Here is a 17,394-nt window from a genome sequence, read left to right on the forward strand (position 1 = left end):
CACCCCCCTCCCCTCCCATGCTCTGGGGCGGGAGGGGGGTGTGTCTGTTCGCTCGCCTACGCCTACGAGGCGGGCTGCGAAGCCAGGATCGCCGCGTTGAGCGCGCCGTTCCCGTAGAACTGCGTGTTGTTACCGACGGTGTGAGTCTCCAGCCGGCGCTGCAGGTTGGCGTTGTAGCGCCCCAGCTTCATCAGGCCATCGTTGAACCAGCCCGTGCCGCTCCCCGAGCCGTCCACGTAGTTGGCGTACCGGCCCGCCGCGGGCCAGATCACCAGGTTGAGCGTGTTGACGAAGGCGTTGATGTCCGCGGCCGTCCACTCCATGCCCGCGTCACGCGCCTCGACGATGAACGCCATGACCCCGTTGCCGTGGGCCACGTCCTGGCCGGGCCGCGAGTGCGAGCCCCACGTGTCGCTCCAGAAGTACGCGGACGAGTTGACCGGGCTGGAGCCCATCTGCTCGCGCAGCGACGAGACGTAGTTCGGCAGGTTGCGGTTGATGTTGTTGAAGACCGTCAGGTACGTGGCCTTCTTGGTGGCATCCGTCGTCATCCGATACAGATCCATCGCGATGAAGGCCCAGTGCGACGCCATGTGCGTGTTGACACGGTAGATGTAGCTGTTGGCGCCGCGCTTGTACCACTTCTCGAACATGTTCTTCTCGGTGAACGCCAGCAGCCGGTCGTACTGCGCGCGGTAGGTGGCGTTGTTGTAGAGCGCGGGTGTCTCACGGATGACCCGCAGCATGCGGGTGACGTAGCGCCAGCAGTAGCTCTCGAACAGAGGCACTTCCTGCCCGAGCGTGTCCGAGCGAGCCGAGGCCCAGCCCAGATACGAGTCCTTGAATTGGCTCTTGGACAGCGACGACGAGACCTTGGCGTGATTCACGACATTGTTCACATACAGCAGCGCACGGTCCATGTACTGGGTCTTCCCCGTGGCGCGATACATCGCGGTGTTACCATCGATGCCATACGAGAGGTTGTAGAACTGCCAGCTATCGAGCGAATTGCTCATCGGCAGGAAGCTCGAGGAGTGCTCGGAGCTCCACTTGCCCAGGAACAACTGTTCCCATGACGCCACGGTGCGGAGGCCCGTGGCTGCCAGGGTGACATCCGCCTGTGTGGGGCTGGTAAGACTGTCTGTCTGGGTTAGCGTCTCCTGGCCATTCTCTTCTGAGCTGGGATTCGAATCAGCCCGCTCGGCATTGGGATCGCAGGCCACTCCGAGCAGGAGGGACAGGACCAGAATCGAAGACGTGGCGATAGCACGCGTGCTGCGACGACGAGAGTCCAACATCAGTGGTGTCCTAGGGGGCCTAACCGTCCGCTCGCACGGACTGTTACCCTGAAATGTGAATGCTGAATTGCGTTCACGGCCCACCAGAACGTGTGTCTACAAATCAAATTCCGACATGCACCTGAGATCAGGTTGTACTCGGAGGTAGTGCACGCCGACATGGGCCTGTCTGCTCGGGTGTCCTGAGCAGTCGGGGAGCACAGGGGGAGCAGGCATGACGATGAAGCCATTGAGGGCCGTACTGGTCCCTGATGAGGGCAAGCTGGCGTTGTCTCAGGATTACTTCCGCTCCGAGCATCACCTGCGTGCGGAGGGTGTCACACATACCCTCGTCATCGAGGACAGCCAGGCCCGCGCGCTGCGCATCCCGCTCATCGTGCGCGCCATCGAGGGCACTTCTTATCGCGACGCTGTTTCACCTTACGGTTTCCCGGGCGGCGTCCTCGACGGGCTGAGTGAAGTCCCCAAGCACCTGGTGGACTGGCGCGCCACGGAGCTCATCAGCATCTTCATCCGAGATCGGATCGGTGGGCCGTGCTGCTTCGCGGATGCCACGGTTCGAAACGAGGTGTGTCTCATCGATAGCGCCCAGCCCGTGAAGTTCCGCAGGGACCATGCGGCTGACATCCGCCGCAACGCCCGGTTGGGTTATGTGACGACGTGCTGCCACGCGAGCCAGGCTTCCCGAGAGGATCGAGAGCAACTCAAGGAAGTCTACCGGCAGACCATGATCCGTACGGAAGCCACCGCTCGATACTTCTTCTCGGATGCCTGGTTCGAGGAGGCGTTCTCCTCGCCCGCCGCATGGCTCGTGACGACGCGCGCCGCCGACGGCAGCGTGGCCTCCTCGGCGATCGCCGTCCTCAGCGATGGCTACCTGCACAACTACATTGGAGGGACAGCGGATCCGCACCTGACTCGCTCGCCGGCCAAGAATGATCTCCCGGTGATGGTCGAGCTCTCCGCGAGGCTGAGTGCCCCCGTCCACCTGGGCGGCGGCGTCCGCCCCGGAGACGGCGTCGAGATGTTCAAGCGAGGCTTCGCGAACACAATCTCTCGTTTCTACACCCATGAGATCATCTGCGAACCAGCGGCCTATGAGCGCTTGTCCGCAAGCTGCGCGACGACGGATTACTTCCCTGCCTACCGCGCGCCGCGCTCCTGATCCCACGCGCACATTCAAGCAAGCGATTCAACGCCCGGCTTTCAACATCGACGGCACCCCAGGGTGCCTAACCCACCGCTTGAATGGATTGTTACCTTGCCACGTGGACATGGAGACAGCGGCAATGACCACGATGCAACTGAAGGCCATGCTGGTCCCCGATGAGGGCAGACTGGCATTGTCTCAGGATTACTTCCGCTCGGAGCATCACCTGCGCGCCGAGGGCGTCACTCACACCCTCGTCATCGACAGCGGCCAGGCGCATTCTCTGCGCATCCCTCTCATCGTTCGGCCCATCGAGGGGACTTCCTACCGCGACGCTGTCTCGCCCTATGGCTTTCCGGGCGGAGTGCTCGATGGGCTGAGCGAAGCCTCCAAGCACTCGGTGGACTGGCGCGCCACGGAGCTCGTCAGCATCTTCGTCCGCGATCGCGTCTGGGGCCCTCTCTGCTTCGCGGACGGGACGGCGCGCAACACGGTGTACTTCATCGATCCCCGGCTGCCCATCGAGTTCCGGGAGATGCACCGCCGGCACGTGCGGCGCAACTTCCGCCTGGGCTTCGTGAACACCTCGAGCCCGGTGCGTGAGACCTCTCGCCAGGAGCAGGAGGGCTTCAAGCAGGTCTATCTGCAGACGATGATCCGCGACGAGGCCAGCCCGCGATACTTCTTCTCGGACACGTACTTCGAGCAGGTGTTCTCCTCACCCTCGGCATGGCTCGTGACGACGCGTGCACCCGACGGCTGCATTGCCTCCGCGGCGATCGGCGTCTCCAGTGACGGCTTGCTGCACTACTACCTGGGTGGAACAGCGGATGCGTACCTGGCGCGCTCGCCGGCCAAGAACGTCTTCCTGGGGTTGTCCGAGCTGTCCTCCCGGCTCGGGATCCCCCTCAACCTGGGAGGAGGCGTCCGGCCTGGCGACGGGCTCGAGGAGTTCAAGCAGGGCTTCGCGAACGCGAAGTCCTCCCTCCATACCCACGAGATCATCTGCAATCCCGAGGTGTACGCCCATCTGTCGGCAGGCCGCACCGCCAGCGGCTACTTCCCCGCCTACCGTGCGCCACGGGGCTGAGCCCCGTCGGTCCGGAGGGCCTCCGCCCTCCAAGACGCACGTCAGGGCTCACGGGGAGGTGCAGACGACTCCGACACAGTTGCCTGCTCCGTTACCGCGCGCGACGTTACCGCCTCCGTCGATGACTCCCGGCGCATGGATGCCCCAGCCGGTGTTGCCGACCGCCACGTTGCGGGACACCGTGAGGGTGCTGGCGACCGTCACCCGGAAGCCGTCACCTCCATTGCGGAGGAAGCGGTTGTCGCTGACCGTGCCCGTCAACGTGGGCTGCAGGAACTGAAGGGGCTCGTCCAGGGTCAAACCACCCCCGTTGCTCTGCCAGGTGTTGCTCCGCACGTCAGCCGTCGTGGTCCTCACCACGATCCCGCTGTCATTGTCGCGCACCTGCGAGCGGCGCAGCACGAAGTCGAACGGCTTCCAGACCGGCTCATCCGCGGGTGCGAAGGAGGCGTTGCGCGCAATGACCGTGTCGAGGAACGACGCATGGGCGCACTGGGAATAGCCCCCTTCGAAGAAGGGAATGCTGGCCACGGCCGAGTTCTGCAAGATCCAGCTCGAGGTGAACGAGATGGTGCCGTAGAAGCACACGACGGCGACGTCGTTGAAGGCGAAGGTCGAGCGGTCCACGTTGACAGTGTGGGCATTGTTCACGCCGAGCGCGACCTGGTTGTCGATGAAGAGCGTCGACCGAACCTCGAAGCCACCGTTGCTCGCATCCTGCTCGCTGCCCATCCCCACGGTGTTCCCGATGAAAAGGGAGTCCGTGACCGTGAACGTCGAGAAGCCATAGTTGTGGGCACCAACCCCGTTGTTCACGAACTGGAGCCGGGACAGCCAGACGTTGCGCCCCCCATAGAGCACGTATCCCTTGCCAAAGCCCCGGATGGTCCCGTTCTTCACCGTGCTCCCGGCCATCACCGCGATGCCCTCGGAGGCCCACGTGTCCGAGCCAGTCCGGCGCACCGTGTGGCCTCCCAGATCGAGGACCACTCCCTCACCGGCGATCCGGAGCGCCGGCTCGGGCGTTCCGGGGCACTCCAGATCGCGGGTGAGCCGGATGCTCTGGGTGATCGTATCGCCGCACTGGACACTCGCCTGCGCGGCCACCTCTCCACCGCCCGCCTGCGCGGTGGCTGCCCCCGTGAGACACGTCACCAGGCCCACGGCCATGGAGATCACACCTCGTACACGACACATGGCATCCCCCCGTTGTTGCTGTTTCGCTCCAGCCCGCCCCCCTGCGGCGGTCTAGCTCGCGGCGTAGCTCGGAGCGTTCGTGACCTCTCGCACCTTCGGAGCTGGAAGAGGGAGCTTCGAGGGCGTGTACGTGGGGATGAGGCCGCAGAGCGCAAGCTTCACCCCGAGCACGTCTCCGTCCTGCGCCGCCCGCCCCAGCCGATCGAGCCGGGCATGGAAATCCGGAGGAGGCAGCGGGCTCTGGGCCACCTTGATGCGGTTGCGGACCTGCTGGGTGAGCTCCTCCTCCTCGCTCAGCAGCGTCTCCTCGAGCTTCTCGCCCGGCCGCAGCCCTGTGTAGACGATGGAGATGTCCTTGTTCGGCACCAGCCCGGCCATGGTGATCATGTTCGCGGCGAGCTCGGCGATGCGCACCGGCGCGCCCATGTCCAGGATGCACAGCTCTCCGTAGCCGCTCAGGCCCGCCATCACCACGAGCCCCACGGCCTCGGGGATGGTCATGAAGTAGCGCGTGCAGTCCGGGTGCGTCACGGTGACGGGCCCCCCACGCTGGATCTGTTGCTTGAACAGCGGCACCACGCTGCCCGCCGAACCGAGCACGTTGCCGAACCGGACGGCCGTGAACGCGGTGCGCGAGTGTCTCGCGATGTCTCGGATGACCATCTCCGCCAGCCGCTTGGAGGCCCCCATCACCGAGGAAGGGTGGACCGCCTTGTCGGTGGAGATGAGCACGAAGCGCTCCGCTCCACAGGCATCCGCCATGCTCGCGACGTTCCGCGTCCCGAAGACGTTGTTCTTGATGGCCTCCTCGGGCGAGTCCTCCATCAACGGCACGTGCTTGTGCGCGGCCGCGTGGAAGACGTAGTGCGGCGCGTGCTCCAGGCCGATGCGCATCAACCGGTCCAGATCCCGGATGTCCGCCACGATGGAGCTCACCGGCAGCAGCGGGTAGCGCTCCTGGAGCTGGCGCACCAGCAGGTAGAGTTCATTCTCGTTGATGTCCACCAACACCAGGGAGGCAGGCGCGTGCCCCGCCACCTGGCGCGCGATCTCGCTGCCGATGGAGCCCGCGCCTCCGGTCACGAGGATGCGGCGGCCGGAGACCAGCCTGTGAATCTCCTCCTGATCGAAGGCGATCGCGTCTCGGGGCAGCAGGTCCTCCGGGCTGAGATCGTGCAGCATCGCGGCGGTGATCTTCTGATCGAGCCACGCGAACGAGGCGGGGATGATCTTGAAGCTGACGCTCTGGTGCTTGCACAGACCCAGGATGTGACGAATGCGATCAGGTGACAGCCGGGGAATGGCAATGAGCACCTGGCTCACACGGTGTTTCGTCACCAGCTCCGGCAGCGCATCGATGGCTCCCAGCACCGGCTTGCCACTCAGGGACGTCCCCAGCTTGCCCGGATCGTCGTCCACCATGCCGATGACGTGCCACGGACCGTCTGGCGTGCGAAGCAGATCCCTCAGCAGCAGATCTCCCGCGCTGCCGGCTCCGACGATGATCGTGCGCCGCGTCCCCCGCGCCCGCGAGCGGCGCTGGTCCAGGTACCACTGCCGCGCCATGCGCGGAGCGAACCGGTACACCCCCATCAACGTCGTGGTGAAGAAGAACTCGATCGCGATCACCGAGCGCGGCAGGGGCTCGAAGAAGAAGAAGGAGCGCGTCGCCTCGAACACCACGGTGCCGATGACGTTGGCCAGCACCAGCCGCCCCGCTTCGCTCAGCCCGCAGTCGTGGAAAGACCAGCGGTGCAACCCGAACCAGATCAGCGTGGCCAGGCGAATCGTCAGCAGCAATGGCAGCCGATGCTCGATGGCCGCCTGCCACTGCTCGGGCATCACCCCATCGAAGCGCACCAGCACAGCGCAGAAGAGCGCCCCCACCGTGATAGCTGCGTCCAGCAGCAGCACGATCAACGAGCGAAGGTGCGGTGAGTAACGTGGGTTGCGGTCCCCCTGCTCGAATGAACGATCGGCCCCAGGAAGAACATCTCCGAGCACTCCTTGCGCCATTGGCTCTCCTCCCCTAGCGCTGGCACTTCTCCCCCTGCCGTGTCCCCCCCTGCCTCGTCGAATGGGAAACGTCGCGCAGCGCTTCCCCCGCCTGGCGTGCTGAGGGTGGGGAGCCCGTGCTCGGGAGCCAAGTTGCCCTGAAGCGCTCGCACTGGAAGGCAAGTCGCTTGAAGCGCAGTGGGCGCGCGCACCTCCCTCCGGCACGAATCCGGAGCGGAGGCGACATCCGCGCCTGTCAGCATCCAAGAGAACGCCTCGCGCTCTCTCAGGATCTTGAAGAGGAGGAGCCGATCAGCCCAGCAGGCCGAGGATCTGCCCCAGCTTCGCGCGCAGCTCCTTGCGCGGGACGATGGAGTCGATCATCCCGTGATCCAGCAGGAACTCCGAGCGCTGGAAGCCCTCCGGCAATTTCTGCCGGATCGTCTGCTCGATGACACGCGGGCCCGCGAAGCCGATCAGCGCCTTGGGCTCGGCCAGGATGATGTCTCCCAGCCACGCGAACGAGGCCGCCACGCCGCCCGTCGTCGGGTGCAGCAACACGGAGACGTAGGGCTTGTTGCCCGTGCGGAAGCGGGCAATCGCCGCGGACGTCTTCGCCATCTGCATCAGCGAGAAGATGCCCTCCTGCATGCGCGCGCCGCCCGAGGCCGAGAAGACGAGCGCCGGACACTTCAGCTCGTGCGCGCGCTCGAACACCCGCGCCACCTTCTCGCCCACCACCGAGCCCATGGAGCCGCCCATGAACTCAAACACGAAGCAGCCCACGGACACCTGGTGGCCCTCGATGCGGCCCACCCCGGAGATGAATGCGTCGGGCTCGCCCAGGTTCTTGCGCGTGGACTTGAGCCGATCCTTGTACTTCTTCGAGTCCGCGAACCCGAGCGGATCCTGCGGCTCCAGCTCCTTGTCGAACTCCTCGAAGCTGTCCGGGTCCAAGAGCCCCATCAGGCGGGAGCGCGCCGTCCAGGGGTGGTGGTGGTCGCAGTGCGGACACACCATCCAGTTCTTCTCGAGCTCCTGCCGGTAGATGATCTCGTCACAGCTCTCGCACTTGGCCCACAGGCCCTGCATGCGCGAGGGCTGTTCTTCGGCTGTGGGTTCCTGGCGAGTGGAGATACGGGGCTTCTTGGAGAACCAGGCCATGGGAGCCGCGGGGTTAATCCGGCTGGGGGCCGCCGTCAACCCCTGGATACGACGCACCCCGTCAGAACTCGAAGGTGTCCCCGAGTTCGAGGATCTCCACCGGCAGTCCGGCCAGCTCCCGCTTGAGCTGGGACACGAAGGCCGGCTTGAGGTGGTAGAGCATGACGGCGGCGCCGTTGCGCTCGAACTTGGCCAGCTCCGTCTGCACCGTGCGCGGCGTGAGGTGGCCGGACAGGTCCGCCAACTCCTGGAGCGCGTTGGGGAAGCTGGTCTCCAGGAGCAGCGCCTTGAGGTTCTTCACCTCGTTGAGCACCTCCCAGAGCTTGTCCGTGGGGCCGGTGTCGCCGCTCATGGCCATGGCGGACTGGCCGTTGGAGACGACGAAGCCGCAGGACTCCACCGGATGGCTCACGGGGATGGACTGGATGGTGTAGCGGCCCACTTCGAAGGAGCTCCCGGCGCGGAAGCTCTTGATGCGCAGCACCGGGTTCTTCTTCGTGGGGATGGCCGTGAAGTCCGGCCAGAGCGAGTTGTTGAACATGTAGTCGCGCAGCGCCTTGGCGCACTCTCGCGACGCATGGATGGTGACGGGCGTGTCTCGCCGGCCGATGACGAGGTCCGCCAGCAGCGGCAGATCCTTGATGTGATCGAAGTGGCTGTGGCCGACGAGGATGTCGTCCACCTTGCAGAGATCGTCCAGGCTGAGCGTGCTCGTGAGCGCACCCGCGTCCAGCGCGAGCACCCCATCCACGAGGAAGCATGTGGTCCGGCACGAGGGCAGTTCGCCACCGTGGCAGCCGAGGACTTGCAGCTTCACACTAGAGGTCTCCGAACTTCCACTTCATCTCGAGGTACTGCAGGAAATCGTGCAGCCTCGCCGTGTCATACACGGTCACTCTGTCACCGCTGCGCTCGATGAGCCCGGCCCGCTCGAGGCGATCCAGCATGTGACGGATGGCAGGTTCCCCTACACCGATGAGGCGAGGGAGCTCCCGGATGGGGAGGTCGATCTCGATGCCCTCCTCCATCGGCCGGCCTCGCGTCTGGCACACCTGGAGCATCTGGTGGACCACGCGGCTGGCGGGATCGGAGAGCAGCAGGTTCTCGATCTGGGCGTCGGCCTCGGAGAGGCGTTCGGCCAGCTTCTTGATCATCCGGACGGCGATCTCCGCGTTGCCGCGGATCATCGCCTCGAAGGTCTTCGGATCGATGACGAGGAGCTTGGCGTCCTCCATCACCGTGGCCGTGGCATTGCGCGGCTTGTTGGAGATGATGGCCATCTCCCCGAAGAACTCGCCCGGACCCAGCAAGGCGAGCACCTTCTCCACGTCACGGACCTTCTTGGAGATGGAGATCTTACCGGACTGAAGGACGAACATGTCCTTGCCCGGCTCCCCCTCCTGGAAGAGGACCGTGCCCTTGGAGAACTCCTTGCCGAAACGTTGAAAGAGGGTTTCCTCGGCGCCCATCTGATCTCCGAGTCAACCAGTCCCCACCCCTGGGGTCAAATTTCAGGGGGCTCTTGAAAGCCCTTCCGCGTGCCTACTTCGTAGTCGCGGTGAACACCCCATCCCAGTCCAGGCCGGGAGGGTTCACCTGGAGAAGCTTGATCTCCTCCAGGTAGTGGCGGCTGGGGGCGTCCCCGGGCCAGCGGATGAGCACCTGGCGGAAGTGGGCCTCGGCCCCAGCGAAGTCCCGGGAGAGGAAGCGCTCCACGCCTGCCTCGAAGGCCTGGATGGCCTCGGCGTCCGGGCCCACGGGGGCGCCCATGGCGCGCAGTTCGTAGAGATCGGTGGGCTCGGTCTTTCCCTTGACGCGCACCACGCCCAGGCGGCGGGCGGTAACGCGGCCCCGGGTCTGGGTGTAGGTGGCGGCGGAGATGAGGATCCGGGTGTCGTAGGCCTTGGTGAGGCCCTCGAGGCGGGAGGCCAGGTTCACCGCGTCGCCCATGACGGTGTAGTTGAAGCGGTTCTGCGTGCCCATGTGGCCCACGTTCATGAGCCCGGTGTTGATGCCCACGCCGATGTCCACCTCGGGCAGCCCGGCGGCTCGCCAGCGGGAGCGCAGTTGGGCCAGCGTGTCCAGGAAGCCCAGGGCGGCGGCGCAGGCGCGCAGGGCGTGGTCCGGCTGATCCACGGGCGCGCCCCAGAAGGCCATGATGGCGTCGCCGATGTACTTGTCGAGCGTGCCCCCGTTCTCGAAGACGACGTCCGTCATGGGGGTGAGGTACTCGTTGATGAAGGCGACGAGCTGCTCCGGGGACAGGCGCTCGGAGAGCGTGGTGAAGCCGCGGATGTCGGAGAAGAGGACGGTGAGCTCCCTGCGCTCGCCGCCAAGCTTGAGCTTCTCGGGATGTGCGAGCACCTGCTCCATGACGCTGGCATCCAGGTAGTGCTGGAAGGTGGTGCGCAGGCGGCCCTTCTCGGCATCCACGGAGAAGTAGCCGAGGAAGATGACGCCGAAGGCCGAAGTGACCAGGCTGGCCAGGGGCAGCACGGTCGCCACCTGGAGGCCTCGTGTGAAGAGGACCTGGTCCACGATGAGCCACACGGCCACGAGCAGGGCCATGGCGCCCAGCTTCCAGGCGAAACCCACGCGGGGGAGCAGGCGGGCCAGCAGCACGGCACTGCCGAGCATGAAGAGCAGCTCGAGCGGCTGGGCCTCGCGGGGCCGGGTGAGGAAGTCCTGGGCGAGGATGTTGGAGAGCGTGGCGGCATGGACGTACACGCCGGGCTCCATCTCGCTGAAGGGGGTGACGCGCTGGTCGAAGTTGCCCACCAGCGTCACTCCGACGAGCACGGCCTTGCCTCGCACCGCTCCCAGTTCGAAGGAGCCATCCAGCACATCGGACAGGCTCAGGGTGGTGAAGCTGCTGGCCGGGCCTGGGTAGTTGATGAGCATGAAGGGCTCATCCTCCAGTTGGGGTACGCGCAGAAGTGGCAGTGTCTCGCCTGGACGGCGCATGCGGGCCCCCGTGACGAGGTGCTCGGAGGGGACAACGACTGCCTCCACCTGGGAGTTCAGGAAGGCCGCCGCGGTCTGCAGCTCCAGCGAGGGGAGCAGCCCCTTCGGCCCCTCCAGCAGGGCGAAGAGCGGCACGCGCCGGAGGGTGCCGTCCGGATCCGCGGCCATGTTGAAGAAGCCCAGGCGCTTGCTGGCCTTGGCCAACGCGGGCAGCGGCAGCTGGGCGGACTCCATGCTCCAGCTCTTGAGCCGGGAGAAATCCACGCTGAGCGGAGGTGTCAGCAGCGTGCCATCGGGAGAGGATTTGAGGACCTCGCCTCGGAACTCGCGGATCAGGTGAGATTCGAGCTGCTGGTCCCACTCCTGGGCCTTGCTGGCGAACTGGCTCCGATCCGTGTCGGGATAAGCAATGACTCCCTGGACTACCTGGGGAGCACGAGCCAGGGCCTCGGCCAGCTCGGCGTCCGCGCTGATGGCGGCCCTCCGGTGCAACTCGTCCCGGTAGGCGCCGAGGGCCGGAGCGCTCTCGGGCGCCTGCGCCAGGGCTTTGTCGAGTTCCTGGAGGGCCCCCTCGTACGCCTGGGCGCGCCCGTCGACGACCTCGTCGGTGAAGATGATGTCGAGCCCCACGGCCCCGGCCCCGGCCTCGCGGAGGCGATCGATGGCCCGGGCCACCAGGTCCCTGGGCCAGGGCCAGAGCCCGTAGCGCTGGGCGCTCTTCTCGTCCACGGCCACGACGACCACGTTCGGGTCGGCCGGGCGGGGGCCTCGGAAGGCAAACTGGAGATCGGTGGCGCGGCCCTCGGCGAGTTGCACAGCCCGAACGAGCAGGGGCGTCGGCCGGCCGTCCACGCGGGTGCCGATAACGGGGGAGTCATCCACCCACACGTGGAGGGCGCAGAACAGGACCGCGAGCACCAGGGCGAGCGCCTCGAAGCGGTTGCGCGAGAGAAGTGTCTTCATCCGGAAGAGAGGCTCCATGGTAGCCGCAAACGCGACACCTCCGCTTCAGCGGGCGAGACAAGAGCCGGGGCTTGCCGGTAGAAGGCCGCCCGTGACGACCTACAAGCAGTCCGGAGTGGACATCGAGGCGGGCGACGCGTTCGTCGAGCGGATCAAGCCTTATGCCGCGCGCACGGTGCGCCCCGAGGTGGTGGCGGGGGTGGGCGGGTTCGGAGGGCTGTTCGCGCTGCCGCCGGGCAAGTATCGCGAGCCGGTGCTGGTGTCGGGCACGGACGGGGTGGGCACCAAGCTGAAGGTGGCCTTCCTGGCGGGGCGGCATGACACGGTGGGCATCGACCTGGTGGCCATGTCGGTGAACGACATCCTCACCTCGGGCGCCGAGCCGCTGTTCTTCCTGGACTACTTCGCCACCTCGCGGCTGGAGGTGGACGCGGCGTCCGAGGTGGTGAAGGGCATCGCGCTGGGTTGCGAGCAGGCCGGGTGCACGCTGCTGGGCGGCGAGACGGCGGAGATGCCGGGCTTCTACAGCCGGGGCGAGTACGATCTGGCGGGCTTCTGCGTGGGCGTGGTGGAGCGCTCGGAGATCATCGACGGGCGGACGGTGAAGCCGGGGGATGTGCTGATCGGGCTGCCGTCGTCGGGGTTGCACTCGAACGGCTACTCGCTGGCGCGCAAGGTGCTGCTGGAGGACCGGAAGCTGGCGCTGAAGGAGACTCCCGAGGGCCTGGATCGGCCGCTGGCGGACGCGCTGCTGGAGCCCACGCGCATCTATGTGAAGGACGCGCTGGCGCTGATGAAGGCGGTGAAGGTGAAGGGAATGGCGCACATCACCGGCAGCGGGATTCCGGGCAATCTGCCCCGGTGCCTGCCGGATGGGACTCGGGCGGTGCTGAGTGAGAAGACGTGGGCGCGGCCTCCGATCTTCGATCTGATTGCCCGGCTGGGCGGCGTGTCTCGCGAGGAGATGTTCTCCACCTTCAACATGGGGCTGGGGCTCATCGTGGTGGTGGCGAAGGAGGACGCGGCCCAGGCGCTGAGCCTGCTGAACGGGCGAGGCGTGAAGGCCACGGAAGTGGGGCGCGTGGAGCAGGGCCAGGGCGAGGCCACGGCGGTCATCGAGCCATGAGCGCGGCGCGCGCCCGGCTGGGGGTGCTCGTCTCCGGGAGCGGCAGCAACCTGCAAGCGCTGCTGGATGCGTGCGCGCAGCCTGACTACCCGGCCGAGGTGGCGTGCGTGGTGTCCAACGTGCCCACGGCGTACGCGCTGGAGCGGGCGCGCAAGGCGCGAGTGCCTTCGGTGGTAGTGCTGGAGCACAAAGCGTTCACCTCCCGCGTGGACTTCGATCGGGCGCTCGGGGAGGAACTGCGGAAGGCCGGTGTGGAGTGGGTGTGCCTGGCGGGCTTCATGCGGCTGCTGGGGGCGGACTTCCTGGCGGGATTTCCGGGGCGGGTGCTGAACATCCACCCTGCCCTGCTGCCAGCGTTCCCGGGGCTGCATGCCCAGCGGCAGGCGCTGGAGCGAGGGGTGAAGATCGCCGGGTGTACGGTGCACTTCGTGGACGCGGGCACGGACACGGGACCGATCATCGCGCAGGCGGCGGTGCCGGTGCTGCCGGGAGATGACGAGGCGAGCCTGAGCGCGCGGATCCTCTTGGAGGAGCACCGGCTCTACCCGCTGGCGGTGCGGCTGGCGGTGACGGGCAAGGTGACGCAGGAAGGGACGCGGACGCGGGTGGACGCCGATCCGACGATGGGAGAGTTGAGCCTCCGCAGCCCTGGAGCGCCCCGGTGACGGCGCAGACGCGCGAGGAGCGGCTGGCGGCACTGCGAGAAGCGCGGGTGGTGCTGGTGAGCGCGTGCCTGCTGGGCGAGGCGTGCCGTTACGACGGGAAGTCCAAGGGTTCGAGCCGGGTGATGCAAGCGCTGGAGGGCAAGGAAGTCGTGCCCGTGTGCCCGGAAACCGGAGCGGGACTCGGCATTCCCCGGCCAGCGGTGGAGCTGCGCGGAGGCACGGGCGAGGCAGTGCTGGCCGGGCGAGCGCAAGCGGTGGTGGTCTCAACCGGCGAGGACCGTACGGCGGCGTTCCGGTATGGCGCGGAGCTGGCACTGACGGCGGCCCAGCGCTTCGGGGCCACCGTCGCCGTGCTCAAGGAGCGAAGCCCTTCCTGTGGTACCCAGGGCACGCAGGTAGACGGAGTGGTGGTACCCGGAAGAGGCATCACGGCCGCCCTGCTCCACTCCGCTGGCATCACCGTCCTCAGCGACGAGGAGCTGTAAGCCTCCCCTCCCCGCAGGAACAAGTGGGTCAGGGAGCCACTGCCCCCTGGCCGCGAGAGCCGGCCCCTCTGGTCCTACCGGCATACCAGTGGGTCCAGACCGCGCGGCCCGGGGCGTCGAACCGGCTCAGGGGATGACGGACACGAAAGTGCCCACCTTGGTGTTGTTGTCCTCGATGAGCTCCGAGCGCGAGTTGAACGCATCCGCCACGGCGCCCAGGTAGTACCAACCCGTGGAGGAAACATCCGCGTTCACCACGAGGGAGCGGGTGGAGCACGCCCCCACCCCGAGCGACACACCGGACAGAGTGCCCAGGTAGAAGTCCTCGGGGGGCGCAGGAGAAGTGGGCACCCGGACGGTGGAGTCCGCCGAGACGTAGAGATCCACATCCGTCGTGTCCGCCATCTGGCCGCGGTTGCACACGGTGATGCTCGCCGAGAAGCTCGCGCCGAGCCGGATGCTGGAGGGGCCCGTCACCGCGGTGATGACGAAGTCCGCCTTGTTGCCCACACCGATGACATTGCCCGCCTTGGCGTTGTTGTCCTCGATGAGTTCCTGGCGGGAGTTGAGCGGATCGGCCACGGCCCCCAGATAGTAGGCCCCCTCCTGAACCGAGGGAGCCGTCACGGACAGGGACTTGGTGGTGCAAGCGCCCACGGACACGGGCACGTTCGTCACCGTCCCCAGGAAGAAGTCCTCGGGGGGAACGAGAGGCGTGGGCACACGCACGTTGGTATCCGCGGACAGGTACACGTCCACATCCACCGTGTCCGATTGCTGGCCGCGGTTGCACACCGTGACGTTGGCGGTGAAGGTGCTTCCGGGCTTGACGCTAGAGGGCCCCGTCACCGTGGTGACGACGAAGTCCGCCTTGTTCCCCAATCCGATCACGCTGCCCGCCTTGGCGTTGTTGTCCTCGATGAGTTCCTGGCGGGAGTTGAGCGGATCGGCCACGGCCCCCAGGTAATAGGCCCCCTCCTGAACCGAAGGAGGCGTCACGGACAGGGACTTGGTGGTGCAGGCGCCCGCGGACAAGGACACGCTCGACACCGTGCCCAGCCAGATGTCCTCCGGAGGACCAGGGGGCGTGGGCACACGCACGTTGGCATCCGCGGAGAGAAACACGTCCACATCCACCGTGTCCGACTGCTGGCCGCGGTTGCAGATGCCCACGTTCACGGTGAAGCTCGCGCCGGGCGCGGCACTGTACGGCCCCGTCACCGAGGTGATCACGAAGTCGGCTCGACTCCCCACGCCCATGCGGTAACCCGCCAGCGCGTTGTTGTCCTCGATCAGCTCCTGCCGATAGCCATCCGGGTCGGCCACCGCGCCCACGTAGTACGCGACATTGTCCGGCCCAGGGGGATAGGCATTGCCCTCCACCGACACCGTGGCGCACTGGCCAGGATAGAGCCTGTCCGTGGAACCCGACCCCAGAGGGGAGTCCTCGGCAGGTCCCGACGACGTGTAGGGGCGGATGACCTGATCCGCGGACAGGAGCACCTCCACCTCCGTGTTGCCTGGCGCCGTGCCCTGGTTGCACACCGTCACCTGCGTGCTGATGATCTGACCGCTCTGCGCGCTGGCCGGCCCGGCCACCGAGGTGATCACGAAATCCGCCCCGGTGCCCACACCGACGCGGGAGCCCACCTGCGTGTTGTTGTCCTCGATCAGCTCCTCCCGATAGTCATTCGGGTCGGCCACCGCGCCCAGGTAGTACGGGGCATCAATCGGCCCAGGAGGATAAGCACTGCCCTCCACCGGCACCGTGGCGCACTGGCCAGGGGAGAGCGTGTTCGTGGGGGCGGACCCCACAGGGTAGTCCTCGGCAGGCCACGATGACGTGTAGGGACGGATGATCTGATCCGCGGACAGGTACACCCCCACCTCCGTGTTGCCTGGCGCCGTGCCCTGGTTGCACACCGTCACCTGCGTGCTGATGGCCTGACCGCTCTGCGCACTGACTGGGCCCGTCACCGAGGTGACCACGAAGTCCGGCCCGTGCCCCACGCCCATGCGGTAGCTGGCCAGCGCGTTGTTGTCCTCGATCAGCTCCTCCCGATAGTCATTCGGGTCGGCCACCGCACCCAGGTAGTACGGGGCATCGATCGGCCCAGGCGGATAGGCGTTGCCCTCCACCGCCACCGTCGCGCACTGGCCAGGGGAGAGCGTGTCCGTGGAGATGGATCCCACAGGGTAATCCTCGGCAGGCCACCCTGACGTGTAGGGGCGAATGACCTGATCCGCGGACAGGTACACCTCCACGTCCGTGGAGCCTGCCTGAGTGCCCTGGTTGCACACCTTTACCTGCGCGGTGATGAGATGGCTCTCTTCCGTGCTGCTCGGCCCGGTCACCGAGGTGACCACGAAGTCCGGCCGGTGCCCCACGCCCATGCGGTAACCCGCCAGCGCGTTGTTGTCCTCGATCAACTCCTCCTGGTAGCCATCCGCGTCGACCACCGCGCCCACGTAGTACGGGCCATCAAAGCCCGGCGACGGAGGATAGGCGTTGCCCTCCACCGGCACCGTGGCGCACTGGCCAGGAGCCAGGTAGTCGATAGGAGCCGAGCCCAGCATGGAGTCCCCGGCAGGGTCGGGCGTCACATTGGCCTGGATGTCCGCATCGGCCGACAGGTACACCTCCACCTCGGTGGAGCGCGCCCGCGTGCCGCGGTTGCAGACCGTCACCTGCGTGGTGATGTGCTGCCCGCTTTCCGTACTGGCCGGGCCCGTCACCGAGGTGACCACGAAGTCTGGCCGGTGCCCCACGCCCATGCGGTAACCGGCCAGCGCGTTGTTGTCCTCGATCAGCTCCTCCTGATTGCCGTACGGATCGGCCACCGCGCCCACATAGTACGGGCCATCAAAACCCGGCGAGGGCGGATAGGCGTTGCCCTCCACCGGTACCGTCCTGCACTGGCTCGGAGCCAGGTAATCGATATAGGCCGAGCCCAGGAAGGCGTCCCCGGTAGGGTCTGGCATCACATTGGCCTGGATGTCCGCATCCGCCGACAGGTACACCTCCACCTCGGTGGAGCGCGCCTGCGTGCCGCGGTTGCACACCGTCACCTGCGTGGTGATGTGCTGCCCGCTTTCCGTACTGGCCGGGCCCGTCACCGAGGTGACCACGAAGTCCGGCCGGTGCCCCACGCCCATGCGGTAACCGGCCAGCGCATTGTTGTCCTCGATCAGCTCCTCCTGATTGCCGTACGGATCGGCCACCGCGCCCACATAGTACGGGCCATCAAAACCCGGCGAGGGCGGATAGGCGTTGCCCTCCACCGGTACCGTCCTGCA

13 protein-coding genes are annotated in these 17,394 nt (G+C 66.7%); 5 read left to right on the forward strand and 8 right to left on the reverse strand.

What is annotated here, in order from left to right:
* Positions 1-62: 62 nt before the first annotated feature.
* The gene (locus KY501_RS30810) at positions 63-1,298 is read right to left on the reverse strand and encodes a hypothetical protein (RefSeq protein WP_224367208.1); all 1,236 of its coding nucleotides are present in this window, start codon (positions 1,296-1,298) and stop codon (positions 63-65) included.
* 214 nt (positions 1,299-1,512) lie between these two features.
* Here KY501_RS30810 and KY501_RS30815 point away from each other — a divergent pair, with 214 nt between their 5' ends.
* A complete protein-coding gene (locus KY501_RS30815) occupies positions 1,513-2,463 on the forward strand; it encodes a GNAT family N-acetyltransferase (protein ID WP_224367209.1) in 951 nt (316 codons plus the stop codon).
* Positions 2,464-2,587: 124 nt separating this feature from the next.
* A complete protein-coding gene (locus KY501_RS30820; RefSeq protein ID WP_224367210.1) occupies positions 2,588-3,538 on the forward strand; it encodes a GNAT family N-acetyltransferase in 951 nt (316 codons plus the stop codon).
* A gap of 48 nt (positions 3,539-3,586) precedes the next feature.
* On the opposite strand, the gene KY501_RS30825 is transcribed toward KY501_RS30820, so the two are convergent.
* The 6 genes from KY501_RS30825 to KY501_RS30850 form a co-directional block, all read right to left on the reverse strand.
* Positions 3,587-4,735 carry a right-handed parallel beta-helix repeat-containing protein gene (locus KY501_RS30825; protein ID WP_224367211.1) on the reverse strand — a complete coding sequence of 383 codons (1,149 nt, stop codon included), beginning with the start codon at positions 4,733-4,735 and terminating at the stop codon, positions 3,587-3,589.
* Between the two features lie 51 nt (positions 4,736-4,786).
* The gene (locus tag KY501_RS30830; RefSeq protein WP_224367212.1) at positions 4,787-6,751 is read right to left on the reverse strand and encodes a nucleoside-diphosphate sugar epimerase/dehydratase; all 1,965 of its coding nucleotides are present in this window, start codon (positions 6,749-6,751) and stop codon (positions 4,787-4,789) included.
* A gap of 291 nt (positions 6,752-7,042) precedes the next feature.
* Entirely contained in the window at positions 7,043-7,894 is an 852-nt protein-coding gene (accD, locus tag KY501_RS30835; protein ID WP_224367213.1) for an acetyl-CoA carboxylase, carboxyltransferase subunit beta, read from the reverse strand.
* 61 nt (positions 7,895-7,955) lie between these two features.
* The gene (locus tag KY501_RS30840; protein WP_224367214.1) at positions 7,956-8,711 is read right to left on the reverse strand and encodes an MBL fold metallo-hydrolase; all 756 of its coding nucleotides are present in this window, start codon (positions 8,709-8,711) and stop codon (positions 7,956-7,958) included.
* 1 nt (position 8,712) lies between these two features.
* On the reverse strand, positions 8,713-9,363 hold the full coding sequence (locus tag KY501_RS30845; protein ID WP_224367215.1) for a Crp/Fnr family transcriptional regulator: 651 nt from the start codon (positions 9,361-9,363) through the stop codon (positions 8,713-8,715).
* Between the two features lie 73 nt (positions 9,364-9,436).
* Positions 9,437-11,821, reverse strand: coding sequence for a CHASE2 domain-containing protein (locus KY501_RS30850; protein WP_224367216.1), 2,385 nt, complete (start codon positions 11,819-11,821; stop codon positions 9,437-9,439).
* Between the two features lie 91 nt (positions 11,822-11,912).
* Between KY501_RS30850 and purM the strand changes: the two genes are divergently transcribed.
* From purM to KY501_RS30865, 3 genes are read left to right on the forward strand one after another with little or no spacing between them, the layout of a single operon-like run.
* Positions 11,913-12,947 carry a phosphoribosylformylglycinamidine cyclo-ligase gene (gene purM, locus KY501_RS30855; RefSeq protein ID WP_224367217.1) on the forward strand — a complete coding sequence of 345 codons (1,035 nt, stop codon included), beginning with the start codon at positions 11,913-11,915 and terminating at the stop codon, positions 12,945-12,947.
* Positions 12,944-13,612, forward strand: coding sequence for a phosphoribosylglycinamide formyltransferase (gene purN / locus KY501_RS30860; RefSeq protein WP_224367218.1), 669 nt, complete (start codon positions 12,944-12,946; stop codon positions 13,610-13,612). The genes purM and purN overlap by 4 nt, the downstream gene beginning before the upstream one ends.
* Complete coding sequence (locus KY501_RS30865; RefSeq protein WP_224367219.1) at positions 13,609-14,097, forward strand: 2-thiouracil desulfurase family protein; 489 nt, start codon at positions 13,609-13,611, stop codon at positions 14,095-14,097. The genes purN and KY501_RS30865 overlap by 4 nt, the downstream gene beginning before the upstream one ends.
* 126 nt (positions 14,098-14,223) lie before the next feature.
* On the opposite strand, the gene KY501_RS30870 is transcribed toward KY501_RS30865, so the two are convergent.
* Positions 14,224-17,394: CARDB domain-containing protein (locus KY501_RS30870; RefSeq protein ID WP_224367220.1), on the reverse strand; the 3,171-nt coding region annotated here is incomplete at its 5' end.

The organism is Hyalangium versicolor (assembly GCF_020103695.1).
GTDB lineage: Bacteria > Myxococcota > Myxococcia > Myxococcales > Myxococcaceae > Hyalangium > Hyalangium versicolor.